The organism is Hymenobacter sp. DG25A, assembly GCF_001280305.1.
GTDB lineage: Bacteria > Bacteroidota > Bacteroidia > Cytophagales > Hymenobacteraceae > Hymenobacter.
On the sequence record NZ_CP012623.1, the window covers coordinates 179,855 to 193,445 of the forward strand.

A 13,591-nucleotide genomic window follows, 5' to 3' on the forward strand; every position below is an offset into this window, starting at 1 on the left:
GTTAGCGCCAGGCCACCCGCAAACTCAGCTGCCCGTTGCGGAGTGGCATGGCCTGCGCGGCATAGCTGCGGTAAGTAGCATTGGTGAGGTTATAGCCCTGGGCCAGGACCGTAAGAGCCCAGGTTTTATGGGCCTTGATGGTGTAGCCCAACGTGGCATTGGCCAGCAGGTAGGAGGGCAGGAATTCCCGGGTGCCGGCATCCGTGTACCGAAAGCCGGTGAAGGTGGTGTTAGTGCCTAACTGCCAGGCCCGCCACAACTGGTTGGTAGTGAAGGCTACCGTATGGCGGGGTACATAAGGCAACTGGCGGTAGGTGGGGTCCGCGTCATCGGCGTAGCCCCGCACTTTCTCCGATTGGGTGTAGGCATAGGCGGCCTGCAACTGTAGCTGGTAGTGCAGAGTCTTCCAGGAAAGCTGGGTGCTGGTTTCCTGGCCCCAGGCCCGTACGGTGCGCAGGTTGCGCGGGGAATAGTAGCCCGCATCAGCGGTAGGCAGCCATTGCACCCAGTTGTCTACTACCTGCCGGTACAGGGTGGCTTCTGATTTCAGATCCAGCTGGGGTGTCAGCTGCCAATTATGCTGCAGGCCACCTTCGTAACCAACTCCCTGTTCCGGCAAGAGAGCCGGGTTGCCGCCCGGCCGCCAGTACCGCTCATTCAGGGTGGGTGCCCGGTAGCTGCGGGAGGCCGAGGCTTTTACCACCAGCTGCTGTTGGGCCCACGTGCCGGCCTGCCACTCCGCGCCAACCGTGGGCGCCAGCGGGGCTTTGCGGCCGGGCAGCACGGCCTGCCGCAGGTTGGCGGTCAGCCGAAGCCAAGGCTGCGGGTCATAGCGGATCAGGGCAAAACCACTAAAGCGGTTTTCTTCTACCGGCCGGGCATAGCCATCTACCTCGGCCGCAAAGTGCTGCGCTTCGGCGCCTACCTGCACACTGGCGTGGGGGGCAAAGTTGAAGGTGTGCTGCCCCTGCGCCTGCGTAGTGCGCACCCGCGAGTTGCTCTGTATGCCCGTCGCCTGATAGTTCAGTACATCCTCAAACCAAGCCACCCGCACCACCGATTCGTGGCGGGCGGCCACGTGGCGGTAGCCCGCCAGAACACGGCGACTCTGGTCCCGCTCGCGGGCATGGTTATTCACGGCTCCTATGGCGGGCTGAATGCCCCGGTTGGCATCAGTCAGCCAGGCCGCCAGCATTACCTCACCGCGCTGGCCGGTGCGCACTGTTACATCCTGGCTCATGCTCCACTGCGCCACGTCCGCATTCTGCTGGCGGCGGGATACCAGGCCCTGCAGCTCTGGTGAAGGGTAGGGAAAATTATTGCGGGCCGTGCGGGCCGAAGCCGCCACCCTGACGGCTACTTTCTGGTTGCTGAAGCTGCCCTCCAGACTGGGGCCCCAGAGTTCGTAGCTGCCGTAGGTTAACTGGGCGCTGGCCTGCAGGCCGGCGCCCCAGCGCACGGGGCTGGTCAGCAGCACCGCTCCGCCCACCGCCCCGGTGCCGTAGGTAGCGCCGGTCGGGCCATGCTGCACCGTTACGCGGGTTGCGCCAGTGGTAGGCAGCAGAGCAAAATCAGCTTCGCCTAAAGTGGGTAAGGTAATATTCAGGCCATTCCACAGCACGGCCGTGTGCCGCGCCGAGGTGCCGCGCATGGCAATGGAGGCCAGCTGCCCGGGACCGTAGTTTTTAAGGTAGATACTCGTTTGGGCTCCCAGCGCATCGGCCAGGGTCTGGCCCCGGTAAGGGGCGAGGGCGGCGGAGTCCAGCACCTGCAGGCGGCTGCCCACGGCAAACCGCTCCGGGCGGGTGACTTCTATGCGTACGGTGGGCAGCAGCATGGCCGTATCCGGGGGAGCCGCGGCCACTGGCTGCTGGGCATGCGCGGCCAGCCCGGGGAGCACCCAAACAGCCAGCAAAAGCAGGAAAAAGCGAAAAGCACCGGTACGCATTCGATGAACCAAATTTTCAAAGCTGAAAATTCAGTTCAGAACTTCTGGGGGTAGCTGCCGGAAGCAGCGTGCCACGAAGCCGAGGCCGAAAACAGGGTAACCGACTGCCCTTTACAGGCAGCCACTGCATTCATTCTCCGCCCTTCCTCCGCAGGCGCTGAACTTGGGATGCGTAGGGGCAGGTCTCCTGGCTTGCTTCGGGCACGCCGCCTTCCCATCTCTCCGGTTTTCCTGGTAGGGAAACCTTCTGCGAAACAGTGGCCGGGGGATTGGCGTGCCTGGTTGTGTGAAGCGTACAGTTGCGGGGACAGCTCCGGATTTTAACCGGATTCCCTTTTCAGCCTCGCCCCGCAATTGGGGTCTGGCCACCTCTACAGGGGCAAAGGTAAAGCATTTCTCCAGCAACTGGTAAGTCTGGGCAACCAGCTGCCCCAATTACGTATTGCTGTTTTCTGATTAAGTGCAATTCTGAATAATGAAACTTCCCGCTTCCTTCTACCAGCGCCCCGATGTGGTGCAAATAGCCCGTGAGCTGATTGGTAAGCATCTTTTCACCCGTTTTGATGGCGTGCTGACCGGCGGCCGTATCGTGGAAACCGAAGCCTACGCCCACATCAACGACCAAGCCTGCCATTCCCACCTAGGCCGCTACACCGCCCGTACCCGCATTATGTATGAGCCCGGCGGCGTAGCCTATGCCTACCTGATTTATGGCCGATACACCCTGTTTAACGTAATTACCAATGAAGCCGGCAAAGCCGATGCCGTCCTGATCCGGGGCCTGGAGCCGCTGGTGGGGGTAGAGGAGATGATGCTCCGCCGGGGCCTGAGCCAGCCGGCCCGCAACCTGACCGGAGGGCCCGGCCTGCTCACGCAGGCGTTGGGCATCGGCACCAAACATTACGGTACTGATTTAGCCGGGCCGGATATCTGGCTGGAAGACCAGGGAGACGTAATTCAGCCTAATCAGCTAATTGCCTCCCCGCGGGTTGGCATTGACTATGCCGGCGAAGATGCGGTGCTGCCCTGGCGCTTTCGCCTGCAAGGCAGCCCCTGGACCAGCCCGGCGAAATAGGAAATTGCAAACGGTCAAGCACTATAAAGAAACTGTCATCCTGAGCTGCGCGAAGGACCTTTTCACGTCAGCACGAGTCGTTCCGACGATTATCGTTCCGCCGGGAGAAGGTCCTTCGCGCAGCTCAGGATGACAGGCGCTTGGAGTTTTATAGTTTACAGCTTCTCACACACCAGCACCATCAAACGGCCGCGCAAATCGGTGGTGGCAAACAGGTATAGCTCGCCGCCTTCCCGGATACCGGTGCGGTGGCGGAAGTCGGCTACCGAGTCGGGGAAGTTGCGGGTGGTGACGTGGGCACGTACTTCCGGGCCCAGGTGGGCACGCAGGGCATCCCGGTCGTAGCGCTCGGTGGCCCGAATGCGGAAAATGCGGCCGGGAAAGTCGGCCCGAAGCGTATCCGAGGTATACAGGTGGCTGTGCTGGTGCAGCTTCAGCAGCTCAAAAGCCGTACCGATGCTCCGGAAACCACCGGCCTTCAGAATGGCGCAGTTGGGCTCGTACAGGTACTGCTGGGGCTCGGCGTAGCGCGGAATGGCGCGGGCTTCCCGGGCCCGGTTAAGGCGGAATTCCTGCTGGGTGCCATCCCGCTTCATGTTAATAGTGAAGCGCTCCGGGTCAACGGCAGGTTCCTGGCCCAGCTCATATAATACCTCCTTACACTCATTATCCACGGCCACCACCCAGAGCCGCCGCACGTGCGCCAACTCCTCCAGGGCCTGCTCAATATCCAGCATAGGCGAGGTTTTGAGCAGCACCCGGTCGGCTTTGTGCAGCAGCAGGGGCATAATGCGCAGAATATCGGGCTCACAGTCCTGCAGTCGGTAAATTTTGCGGGCGGCGGTGTCGCGGCGAGCCGGGTCCAGGTAGAGCCAGTCGAAGTGCTGGTCCGTGTTTCTTAGAAACTGAACGGCATCGGTAGCGTGGCACACCACATTATGAATGCCCAGCTGCAGCAGGTTATACTGCACTACCGCTACCAGCTCGGGGTTGCGCTCCACGTAATGAACCTCCTGTACCTGGGTGGCAAAATAGCTGCTGTCTACGCCAAAGCCACCGGTCAGGTCGGCCAGGAGCGTAGCGCCGCTCACCAGGCTGGCTTTGAAAGCGGCCGTGCGGTCAGAGGAAGCCTGCTCTACTGAGAGGGCGGGGGGAAAGATCAGATCAGGATTGGCGGCCCAGGCGGGGAGCTTGGTGCGCGCTTTCTGGCGGGCCTGAATTTGCCGTACCAGCTCCGGTACCGGCAAGCCCGGATAGCGGCGGGCCTGTAAAGCCAGCTTGGCGGGGTCTTCGTGCAGGTTATCGGCTACGTATTGACGCGCCGCTTCAGGCAGCGGAAATTCCATAAATCAGGGCTAACATACAGAAAAAAGCCCATCCTTATGCAGGACGGGCCCTTTTGAAAGAGGGGCGTATAAAATACAGCGCGCCTAAACTAGCGCACCGACCAGCGCAAGGCCAACTGCGGGTGCGTACCCACCGCCGTAATGCCTACGCCACTGGGGGCGAGACGTTGCAAAGCGCCCGTGCGGGCCGCCGGTTGTCCGGCGTTATAGGCTTCCACCGTGCGGCGGAAATGCTCGTTGGTGTTGCGGCTAATCAGCACATTGGCCAGCAGGCTGAAAGCTGCCACGCCAATGGCACCGCGCTGGGCTTGGCTGAAGTACTGCTTCTCATCCTTGGCCAGCACTTGCTGGCTATACAAGCTCAGGGAGCCTAAAAACACCAGCCGCTCGCCCAGATACAGCCATTTCTGCCGACGGTAATGGTTGAGGTTTTTCAGCGCCTCCGGATTATCGGCTACATAAGGGCGCAATTTTTGACCGAAGAAACCAGCGTTCTGAAACTTCTGGTCGTCCCCCGTGGCAAAATAAAAGTTCTTCTGGGGGCCGTTAAAGCCCCGGTCCTGGTCTTCCGGACTGAGCCGGATAACGGCAGGCGCCTGTTGCGCCCGTAGCGGGGCAGCAAACAGCACAAAAAGAAGAACAAATAGCAGGTGTGCAGGCCGGTGCAGGCCAAGGCGTGTTAAGAGCATAATGCAAATCTAACGGTCTGCGCAACAATAAATTGCTAACTCCGGATTAAAAAAATTTCATTTCCCGACTCAACAAAACGTCTCGGTCTTACGTTCTGTCCGCAAATCATTTTTTTACCCTGATTTATCCCAACATGAAAACGACCTTCCCGCATTTCCTCCGTCCATTTCTGTTTTCCTCCCTTGCCCTGGCCTCGGTACTAACCAGCTGCAGCAATGATGATGAAGACACCGTAGCACCTGTAGTGCCCGGTACCGGTCAGGCTCAGCTAATCCACGTGGCCCCCTACAATAAGGTCAAGTTTGATTTCGTGGTAAATGACAAGAAGCTGGTAGACGTAGACTATGGCAAAAACACTGGTTACAAGACCGTAGACATCGGTAGCGCTACCATTAAAGTGAAGAACAGCACGTCACAGGCCGACGTTCTGCCCGGCTTCTCGCAGTCTTTTGAGAAAGACAAGAGCTACTCGGTATTCATCTATAACCCCACTGCCTCTACTCTGGGTTCCCTGGTCACCACCGATGATCTGACTACCCCCGCAGCCGGTAAAGCCAACATCCGTTTTGTGAACACGGGGTTTGATGCCGGTGCCATTACCCTCACGGCCGTTGGGTCTACTCCTTTCTTTACCAATGTAGCCTACGGCACTGCGGTTGCCTTCTCACCCATTGAGGCCAAAACCTATTCGCTGGAAGCCCGCAATTCGTTGGGTGTTACGCTGGCTACCAAGTCCAACGTGTCCTTTAGCGACGGCAAGAGCTACACTGTAGTCCTGCGGGGCCGCAACTCGCCGGCCGTACCCGCCGATGAAGCGCTTACGCTGGACGTCATTCAGAACAAGTAACCAGGGCGTTTGCCCCTGCAATAACAAAGCCCGGCCAGGTTGGTCGGGCTTTGTTATTATATCTAAGGCGCAACTTTTTGGCTACCTTTGCGGTTGATTCGCAAACATTTTCTGCATCATGGTTGAGACGACTTACGTTCCCTACAAAGTAAAAGACATGTCGCTGGCCGAGTGGGGCCGCAAAGAAATCCGGTTGGCGGAGGCAGAGATGCCCGGCCTGATGGCCCTGCGCGAGGAGTATGGCGCCAGCCAGCCGCTGAAAGGTGCCCGCATTGCCGGCTGCCTGCACATGACGATTCAAACCGCCGTGCTCATCGAGACGCTGATTGCGCTGGGTGCTGACGTAACGTGGTCGTCGTGCAATATTTTCTCCACTCAGGACCACGCCGCTGCCGCTATTGCCGCCGCTGGCATTCCGGTGTATGCCTGGAAGGGCATGAACGAAGAAGAGTTTAACTGGTGCATTGAGCAGACCCTGTGGTTTGGCGAAGAGCGTGAGCCCCTGAACATGATTCTGGACGATGGCGGCGACCTGACCAACATGGTGCTGAACCAGTTCCCCGAGCTGGCCGCTGGCATCAAAGGTTTGTCGGAAGAAACCACCACGGGCGTGCTGCGCCTTCTGGACCGCGTGAAAGCCGGTACCCTCCCCATGCCCGCCATCAACGTAAACGACTCGGTTACCAAGTCGAAGTTCGACAACAAATACGGCTGCAAAGAGTCGGCCGTAGACGCTATCCGTCGCGCTACCGATGTAATGATGGCCGGTAAAGTGGCCGTAGTAGCCGGTTACGGCGACGTAGGAAAAGGTACCGCCGCCTCGCTGCGTGGTGCCGGTGCCCGCGTTATCGTAACGGAAATTGACCCCATCTGCGCCCTGCAGGCCGCTATGGACGGTTATGCCGTGAAGAAAATGGCTGAAGCTATTCCGCAGGCGGATATCGTGGTAACCGCTACCGGCAACTGCGACATCATCACCGAGGAGCACTTCCGCGCCCTGAAGGACAAAGCCATTGTCTGCAACATCGGCCACTTCGATGATGAGATTGATATGGCTTGGCTGAACGGCAACTACGGTCACACCAAAGACACCGTGAAGCCCCAAGTTGACCTCTACACCATTGATGGCAAAGAGGTAATCATTCTGGCAGAAGGTCGTTTGGTGAATCTGGGTTGCGCCACCGGCCACCCTTCGTTCGTGATGTCGAACTCCTTCACCAACCAGACGCTGGCCCAGCTGGAGCTGTGGACCAACACGGCTGCCTACGAAAACAAAGTGTACACCCTGCCCAAGCACCTCGATGAGAAGGTAGCCCGCCTGCATCTCGCCAAAATTGGCGTGGAGCTGGAAGAGCTGAAGCCCAAGCAGGCTGCTTATATCGGCGTAGACGTACAAGGCCCGTTCAAGTCGGATCTGTACCGCTACTAGGTCGTTCGGCTAATGCAAAACAAACCCCGCCCGGCACTGCGCCGGGCGGGGTTTGTTTTTTAATACCTATGGACTGGCGCTGTATGTCTAATAGCTTTCTTTAAGTGTATAGACCTCTTCTGGCGCTAAGCGAATAGTGTCGTGGGTGCGAGTACTAATGCTGTTTTTCTCCTTGAGGGTTTCTATATCTATCGGCTGATTTGCCGCTACTTCAACTGTAGTTGTAAAAGCACCGCGCCAAGGCATTACGATCTTATACCACGACTCGGGGTACGGATTAGGAATGGCGCCAATGTTAAAATTAAAGGACGTATAAGCATAGTACGGGCTAGCGGCTTGCGTCGGATTACTCACTTCTAGCTTAATAAACGCTTTGCGAGGCAGTAACCAATCATTGATAATAGTGGTGTCACGGGTTAAGCCATCAAACTGCGCTCCTCCAATAGAGTGGTCGTTTACATATGCTTTGGAATGAAGCGTATGTACCAGTCTGAAATAACCATTCTGTAATTCATCGTCCTTGATGAAGAAACGCAACTTATAGTAGCCATTCGCATCTGTCTTCGTCGCGGCTTTGCGACGAATGATAATGTTATAAGTGCTTGGCTGATTTTTCCACTGAACTTCTACTGGCATACCCGCAATTCCTTTTGCGCCGTCATCAGTCACATAGCGCCCTTTAATAATGGTGCATGATCCGGAACAGGTAGGCTCCACATCAGTCTTGCGGCAACCGAGTAACGATAAGGTGGCTAGCAAAAGCAGTTGTATATATGATTTCATGTATACTATTTGAAAGGCGTATGTAGACAGCTTGAGTTAGTTAATTCATTCATAGGATAAAGGAAAAGAAACTTTCGTTGCATCAGGAGGGCTAGGAAAGATATGGCTTATTTCCTCGGATATTTGCCGCCACTATGCCCGCCGTTCCCCTCTCCGTCGTCATCATCACCTTCAATGAAGAACGCAACATTTCCCGCTGCCTCGAAGCGCTGGGTGATGTAGCCGACGAGGTAATCGTAGTCGACAGCTTCTCCACCGACCGCACCGTGGAAATCAGCCAACAGCATGGCGCCCGCATCATTCAACACACTTTCGAGGGCTATGTGCAGCAAAAGAACTTCGCCACTGTCCAGGCTCAATATGACCAAGTATTGCAACTGGATGCCGACGAAGTCCTGACCGAGGAGCTGCGCCAGAGCATCCGCCAAGCTAAAAACAACTGGCAGGGAGCCGGCTACACGCTGGCCCGGCTCACCAACTACTGCGGCAGCTGGGTGCGCCACGGCGGCTGGTACCCCGACCGCAAGCTGCGTCTCTACGACCGGCGCCTGGGCCAATGGGAAGGCTTGCTCCTGCACGAGCGCTACGAAACCCAGCCCGGCCAGCTGGTAGAAGCTCTGAACGGTGACTTGCTGCACTACTCTTATGATTCCGTAGAGCAGCACGTAGCCCAACTCAACCGCTTTACCAGCATTGCCGCCGAGGAGCTGTGGCTGCGCGGCAAGCGCGATGTTACGCTGTTTCACCTGCTGCTGAAACCCATCTGGAAGTTCGTGCACGGCTACTTTCTGCGGCTGGGTATGCTCGATGGTTTTGCCGGTCTCAGCATCGCCACCATTTCTGCCTGGGGTGTTTTCCTCAAGTTTGCCAAGCTACGCACCCGGCGGCCCACCACTACTGTATGAAGACTTTCCTGGTCAGCCGTACTGATGCTATTGGCGATGTGGTGCTCACGCTTCCCGTATGTGGGCAGCTTAAGAAGCTGTTCCCGGACTGCCGCGTGGTGCTGCTGGGTCGCACTTACACCCAGGCTATTGCCGCTGCCTGTCCCTGGATAGATGATTTTATAAACGTGGATGAGCTGCGCAAGCTCACGCGGCCGGCGCAGGTGCTGGCGTTGCAGCAACAGCAGGCCGATGCGTTGCTGCACATCTTCCCCGATAAGCACCTGGCGTCCTTGGGTCGGCAGGCCCTTATTCCGATGCGCATTGGCACGCGTAACCGGTGGTTTCACTGGCTTACCTGTACCCACCGGGTAGCCCTGAGCCGTCGCCATTCGCCCTTACATGAGGCACAACTGAATCTGGAGCTGCTTCGGCCCCTGGGCTATACCGGGCTTACGCCGCTGGCAGCCGTGGGCGAGCTGGTGCGGCTGGCACCTGCCGAGCCGTTGGCGCATCAATGGCAGAACCTGCTGGCCCAGCGCCAGGCCGGGCAGCTCAACGTTATTCTGCATCCGCGCAGCCGGGGTAGTGCCCGGGAATGGGGGTTGGTAAACTTTGGGGCATTAGCGCGCATGCTGCACCAGGCCGGGCACCGCGTCTTCATCACTGGCACGGCGGCCGAAGGGGAGGAGCTACGCCCCTGGCTGACGGAGCACGCCCCCTTCCTGGCGGGTGATATGACCGGGCAGCTAACCTTGCCCCAACTACTGGCTTTCATTGGCACGGCTGATGGCCTGGTGGCCAATAGTACCGGGCCGTTGCATATGGCGGCGGCGCTGGGGCGGCAGGCCTTGGGGCTGTATCCACCTATCCGTCCCATGCATCCCGGCCGCTGGGCCCCCTTGGGCCCGCATGCAGAATACCTGGTATTTGATAAGCCTGATTGTCAGCAGTGCCGGCAGGCGCCGGCCGCGTGCTCTTGCCTGGCAGCTATTGAGCCTGTTGAGGTGCTGAACCGGATTGCGGCCTGGAAATCTTTGCCCCCGGCTGGTTTCTGACGAGCCTCCTGCGTTCTTTGCGGCTCCCATGGCTTTTTTACCTCTCCCTTCCTTTCGGCAGCTTTACCAGAGTGGGCGCCTGTCGCAGTACCTGTTGCTGCTGGCGTGCGTGGCCGGCGTGGTAGGGCTGCTGATGGCCCGGGCCCTGATTGCATTGAGCCCCGTGGTAGGTGTACTAGCCGTTGCGGCGCAGCCCAATCTGCGCCGACAGTTGGCCGGGTGGCTGCGGTTGCACACCGTCTGGTTTCCGGCGCTACTGTACCTTTTCCTGGTGGTAAGCGGCCTGTATACCGCTGAGTGGGCGGTATGGCGGCATGAGCTTTTCCGCCAGTTGCCACTCCTGGGCGTACCGTTGGTTTTTGCCGTAGCAGTTCCGCTCACCGCCCGCCAACGCCTGGGGGTGGGCAGCCTGTTTGTGCTGGGCGTAGCCGGGCTGGGCCTGGCTACTCTGGCCGAGTACCTGATGAATGCCTCCCAGGCCAATGATGCTTTCGGACTGGGGCAGAATATGCCGTCTGTTACGGGGGTATTTCACATCCATTTCAGCATTATGCTGGCCCTGGCGGTGTATATTGGGATGCTACTGGCCCGGGAGCAGCTGGCGGCGCCGGTGCTGCGCTGGTTGCTGCGGGCGGCCAGCATAGCGGCTTTGGTAGTGTTGCATGTGCTGGCGTATCGAACCGGCCTGCTGGTATTCTACGCTACGCTGCTGTTGGATGTGGTGCTGGTAGTAGCAGTGCGGCGGCAATGGCGGCTGGGCTTGCTATTGATTGCTATGCTTGTGCTGCTGCCCTGGCTAGCTCTGCAAACGCTGGAGTCAGCGCAGCAACGGCTGGAAGCCACGCACTTTGATCTGGAGCAGTTTGCTTTGGGGCACGATATCAACAACTACTCTCTTTCCAAACGCCTGGCCGCCTGGCACACGGCTAATATTGTCTTTCAGACCCACCCCTTACTGGGCGTGGCCCCTGCTGATGTGCGGGCCGCTATGATGCAGCAATATGCCTGGCAAAGCTTTGGCCTTAAGCCGGCCAACTGGGTCATGGTGCATAATCAGTACCTGCACTATTTAGTAGGGGGCGGGCTGGTGCAGCTGGGCTTGTGGCTGCTGGTTTTGCTGGGCCCTTTGGCACAACCTGCCCAGCGCCGAAATCCGTATGTGGTACACTGTATCTGGTTGTTAGCCATTGCTATGTTGACGGATTCCCTGTTGGAATTGCAAATTGGATTTAATCTATTCGTCTTTCTCTATGGTTTTCTCGTAGTGTCCACCGAACGACAAACTGCTGCCCGGGTGTGTAACACCCCTGGGAGTGGTACGGTATAATAGCTACATTTAAGCCACCGGGTGCCCATAAGGCAGCGGTGGCATCCGTAATTTTCTGCGCCCATGAGCGATTCTCCCGAACGGGTTTCTAAGCTGAGTAAGGAAGAGAAAGACCGCCGCTTCCAAGCGGAATTAATGCCGGTTATCGATTCCCTGTACAATTTTGCCTACCGCCTGACCCTGGACGAGGACGATGCCAACGACCTCGTGCAGGAGACTTATTTGAAGGCATATAGGTTTTTTGAATATTTTGAGCCGGGAACCAACGCCAAAGCGTGGCTGTTCCGCATCTTGAAAAACTCATTCATCAACGACTTCCGCAAGAAGAGTAAACAACCCGCCAAGGTCGACTACAGCGAAATTGAAGGGTACTACAATTCGGAAGACGTGGAGGCTGAGGGCGACGTGGGAAGTACTTCGTCCGATATGCGGCAGCAAGCCGTGCGCGACCTCATCGGCGACGAAGTGGCCCGCGCATTAAACTCGCTGCCGGTGGATTTTCGCACCGTTATCATCCTCTGCGACCTGGAAGGGTTCACATATGAGGAAATGGCCAAAGTGCTGGATATCCCTATTGGTACGGTTCGTTCCCGCCTGCACCGGGCCCGGAACTTTCTGAAGGATAAGCTTGAGAAATACGCCAAATCTATGGGCTACGGCACCGATGATGAGGCCGACGATAACGATACCACCGATTCAGACGCAGACCACGATTAACACTCCAGCCGCATTAGTATGGAAACTACATCTACAAAAACCAACCAACCGGCTGCCGCTACTCCTGAGTCCGGCGCCGACTGTGAGCGTGTGAATACAATTCTCGACCAGATTATTGAAGGCCAGTCCCCTACTATGGAAGACGAAGAATACTTTGTTAACCATGCCGAAGATTGCTCGCCCTGCTTCGATACCATTGATAAACAGCGCATTTTCGTCGACTTCCTGTCTCAGCATGTAGGCCGTAAAGGCGCCCCGGCGGTACTGTCGCAAACAATTCTTCAGCGCTTGCAAGCAGAAATGGCCTAATTTTGCCCGATGCAGGGTAAAATCATCGCCTTTTCGGCGCCTTCCGGCGCTGGCAAGACCACTATTGTGCACCGGATGCTGGAGCGTATTCCGGAGCTAAGCTTCTCGATTTCAGCGTGCACGCGCGACCGTCGCGGCCGCAGCGAAGCCAATGGGAAGGACTACTACTTCATTTCCGTCCAAGAGTTCCAGGAGAAAATCCGGCAGGATGCTTTTGTGGAATGGGAAGAAGTATACGAAGGTGCTTTCTACGGCACGCTGAAGTCCGAAATTGAACGCATCTGGGAAAGCGGCAAACACGCCGTGCTGGATGTGGACGTGAAAGGCGGCCTCAGCATCAAGGAATTCTACAAAGATCGGGCCTTGGCCATTTTTGTCAAACCACCCTCCCTGGAAATTCTGGAGCACCGCCTGCGGGCCCGTGCTACCGATTCTGCCGCCAGCATCTCTTCCCGCCTCTATAAAGCCAACTTCGAGCTTACCTTCGAAGACCGGTTTGATGTAGTAGTAGTGAACGACGACCTGGATGAGGCTACTGCGCAAGCGGAAAAGCTGGTGCGCGATTTTATTACCGCTGAACCTGCCATTCTGTGAGTACCCCCAAAGTGGGGTTGCTCTTCGGCTCGTTCAATCCCCTGCACACCGGCCACCTCATTCTGGCCCACTTCATGGCCACCCACACCGATCTGGATGCGGTGTGGCTGGTTGTCTCGCCGCAAAGCCCTTTCAAAGTAGGGCAGGATCTGCTTCCCGAGAAGGTGCGCTTTGAGTTGGTACAGGCCGCCATTGCCGATAATGACCGGCTGAAGGCACTGGACGTGGAATTCGGGATGGACCTGCCCAACTACACCATTGTCACGCTGGACGCCCTGCACCGGCAGTACCCCGACCACCGCTTTGTGCTGCTGATGGGCGAAGACAACCTGCCCGGCCTGCCGCGCTGGAAAGATGCCGACCGTATCCTGGCCGAGCACGAAGTGTATGTGTATCCCCGCCCTGGGGTAGATGCTTCCGAGGTCAGCACCCACCCAGGCGTGCGCGTGGTAGATGCCCCATTATTGGATATTTCCGCCACCTTTATCCGGGACTGTGTCCGGGCCGGCAAATCCATCCGTTACCTGGTGCCGGCAGCGGTAGAAAAACGAATTGAGGCAGAAGGCTATTGGCGCGCTTAATGC

The 13,591-nt window shown here is 57.6% G+C and carries 14 protein-coding genes and 1 riboswitch; of the genes, 10 read left to right on the forward strand and 4 right to left on the reverse strand.

What is annotated here, in order from left to right:
- Position 1 precedes the first annotated feature (1 nt).
- Entirely contained in the window at positions 2 to 1,948 is a 1,947-nt protein-coding gene (locus AM218_RS00685; protein WP_054410931.1) for a TonB-dependent receptor plug domain-containing protein, read from the reverse strand.
- A gap of 160 nt (positions 1,949 to 2,108) precedes the next feature.
- A riboswitch (cobalamin riboswitch) is annotated at positions 2,109 to 2,336 on the reverse strand.
- A gap of 87 nt (positions 2,337 to 2,423) precedes the next feature.
- Here AM218_RS00685 and AM218_RS00690 point away from each other — a divergent pair.
- Entirely contained in the window at positions 2,424 to 3,023 is a 600-nt protein-coding gene (locus tag AM218_RS00690) for a DNA-3-methyladenine glycosylase (RefSeq protein WP_054410933.1), read from the forward strand.
- Positions 3,024 to 3,178: 155 nt separating this feature from the next.
- On the opposite strand, the gene AM218_RS00695 is transcribed toward AM218_RS00690, so the two are convergent.
- A complete protein-coding gene (locus AM218_RS00695; protein ID WP_054410935.1) occupies positions 3,179 to 4,369 on the reverse strand; it encodes a class I SAM-dependent methyltransferase in 1,191 nt (396 codons plus the stop codon).
- Between the two features lie 89 nt (positions 4,370 to 4,458).
- A complete protein-coding gene (locus AM218_RS00700) occupies positions 4,459 to 4,998 on the reverse strand; it encodes a hypothetical protein (protein WP_054410937.1) in 540 nt (179 codons plus the stop codon).
- A 194-nt stretch (positions 4,999 to 5,192) separates the two neighbouring features.
- On the opposite strand from AM218_RS00700, the gene AM218_RS00705 reads away from it, so the two are divergent.
- Both AM218_RS00705 and ahcY read left to right on the forward strand, forming a co-directional pair.
- Positions 5,193 to 5,906 carry a DUF4397 domain-containing protein gene (locus AM218_RS00705; protein ID WP_054410939.1) on the forward strand — a complete coding sequence of 238 codons (714 nt, stop codon included), beginning with the start codon at positions 5,193 to 5,195 and terminating at the stop codon, positions 5,904 to 5,906.
- 118 nt (positions 5,907 to 6,024) lie between these two features.
- Positions 6,025 to 7,335, forward strand: coding sequence for an adenosylhomocysteinase (gene ahcY, locus AM218_RS00710; RefSeq protein ID WP_054410941.1), 1,311 nt, complete (start codon positions 6,025 to 6,027; stop codon positions 7,333 to 7,335).
- Positions 7,336 to 7,422: 87 nt separating this feature from the next.
- Here the strand turns inward: ahcY and AM218_RS00715 are convergent, their stop codons facing one another.
- Complete coding sequence (locus AM218_RS00715) at positions 7,423 to 8,118, reverse strand: hypothetical protein (RefSeq protein WP_054410943.1); 696 nt, start codon at positions 8,116 to 8,118, stop codon at positions 7,423 to 7,425.
- Between the two features lie 134 nt (positions 8,119 to 8,252).
- On the opposite strand from AM218_RS00715, the gene AM218_RS00720 reads away from it, so the two are divergent.
- From AM218_RS00720 to nadD, 7 genes are all read left to right on the forward strand, one after another.
- Entirely contained in the window at positions 8,253 to 9,023 is a 771-nt protein-coding gene (locus tag AM218_RS00720) for a glycosyltransferase family 2 protein (RefSeq protein ID WP_054410945.1), read from the forward strand.
- Complete coding sequence (locus AM218_RS00725; RefSeq protein ID WP_054410948.1) at positions 9,020 to 10,060, forward strand: glycosyltransferase family 9 protein; 1,041 nt, start codon at positions 9,020 to 9,022, stop codon at positions 10,058 to 10,060. Before AM218_RS00720 ends, AM218_RS00725 begins: the two co-directional genes overlap by 4 nt.
- Before the next feature lie 28 nt (positions 10,061 to 10,088).
- A complete protein-coding gene (locus AM218_RS00730; protein WP_054410950.1) occupies positions 10,089 to 11,387 on the forward strand; it encodes an O-antigen ligase family protein in 1,299 nt (432 codons plus the stop codon).
- Positions 11,388 to 11,450: 63 nt separating this feature from the next.
- Positions 11,451 to 12,104 carry a sigma-70 family RNA polymerase sigma factor gene (locus AM218_RS00735; protein WP_054410952.1) on the forward strand — a complete coding sequence of 218 codons (654 nt, stop codon included), beginning with the start codon at positions 11,451 to 11,453 and terminating at the stop codon, positions 12,102 to 12,104.
- A gap of 18 nt (positions 12,105 to 12,122) precedes the next feature.
- Positions 12,123 to 12,413 carry a hypothetical protein gene (locus AM218_RS00740; RefSeq protein ID WP_054410955.1) on the forward strand — a complete coding sequence of 97 codons (291 nt, stop codon included), beginning with the start codon at positions 12,123 to 12,125 and terminating at the stop codon, positions 12,411 to 12,413.
- A 9-nt stretch (positions 12,414 to 12,422) separates the two neighbouring features.
- Complete coding sequence (gmk, locus tag AM218_RS00745) at positions 12,423 to 13,007, forward strand: guanylate kinase (protein WP_054410957.1); 585 nt, start codon at positions 12,423 to 12,425, stop codon at positions 13,005 to 13,007.
- Positions 13,004 to 13,588 (forward strand): nicotinate (nicotinamide) nucleotide adenylyltransferase, encoded by a 585-nt coding sequence (gene nadD, locus AM218_RS00750; protein WP_054410959.1) that lies wholly within the window; start codon positions 13,004 to 13,006, stop codon positions 13,586 to 13,588. Before gmk ends, nadD begins: the two co-directional genes overlap by 4 nt.
- The last annotated feature ends 3 nt before the right edge of the window (positions 13,589 to 13,591 follow it).

What these genes read in the sequence shown, in the direction of transcription:
- AM218_RS00725 (WP_054410948.1), top strand. Translation starts at nt 9,020, where the DNA reads ATGAAGACTTTCCTGGTCAGCCGTACTGATGCTATTGGCGATGTGGTG.
- AM218_RS00685 (WP_054410931.1), bottom strand. Translation starts at nt 1,948, where the DNA reads ATGCGTACCGGTGCTTTTCGCTTTTTCCTGCTTTTGCTGGCTGTTTGG.
- AM218_RS00695 (WP_054410935.1), bottom strand. Translation starts at nt 4,369, where the DNA reads ATGGAATTTCCGCTGCCTGAAGCGGCGCGTCAATACGTAGCCGATAAC.
- gmk (WP_054410957.1), top strand. Translation starts at nt 12,423, where the DNA reads ATGCAGGGTAAAATCATCGCCTTTTCGGCGCCTTCCGGCGCTGGCAAG.
- AM218_RS00730 (WP_054410950.1), top strand. Translation starts at nt 10,089, where the DNA reads ATGGCTTTTTTACCTCTCCCTTCCTTTCGGCAGCTTTACCAGAGTGGG.
- AM218_RS00740 (WP_054410955.1), top strand. Translation starts at nt 12,123, where the DNA reads ATGGAAACTACATCTACAAAAACCAACCAACCGGCTGCCGCTACTCCT.
- AM218_RS00715 (WP_054410943.1), bottom strand. Translation starts at nt 8,118, where the DNA reads ATGAAATCATATATACAACTGCTTTTGCTAGCCACCTTATCGTTACTC.
- AM218_RS00735 (WP_054410952.1), top strand. Translation starts at nt 11,451, where the DNA reads ATGAGCGATTCTCCCGAACGGGTTTCTAAGCTGAGTAAGGAAGAGAAA.
- ahcY (WP_054410941.1), top strand. Translation starts at nt 6,025, where the DNA reads ATGGTTGAGACGACTTACGTTCCCTACAAAGTAAAAGACATGTCGCTG.
- AM218_RS00690 (WP_054410933.1), top strand. Translation starts at nt 2,424, where the DNA reads ATGAAACTTCCCGCTTCCTTCTACCAGCGCCCCGATGTGGTGCAAATA.
- AM218_RS00720 (WP_054410945.1), top strand. Translation starts at nt 8,253, where the DNA reads ATGCCCGCCGTTCCCCTCTCCGTCGTCATCATCACCTTCAATGAAGAA.
- AM218_RS00705 (WP_054410939.1), top strand. Translation starts at nt 5,193, where the DNA reads ATGAAAACGACCTTCCCGCATTTCCTCCGTCCATTTCTGTTTTCCTCC.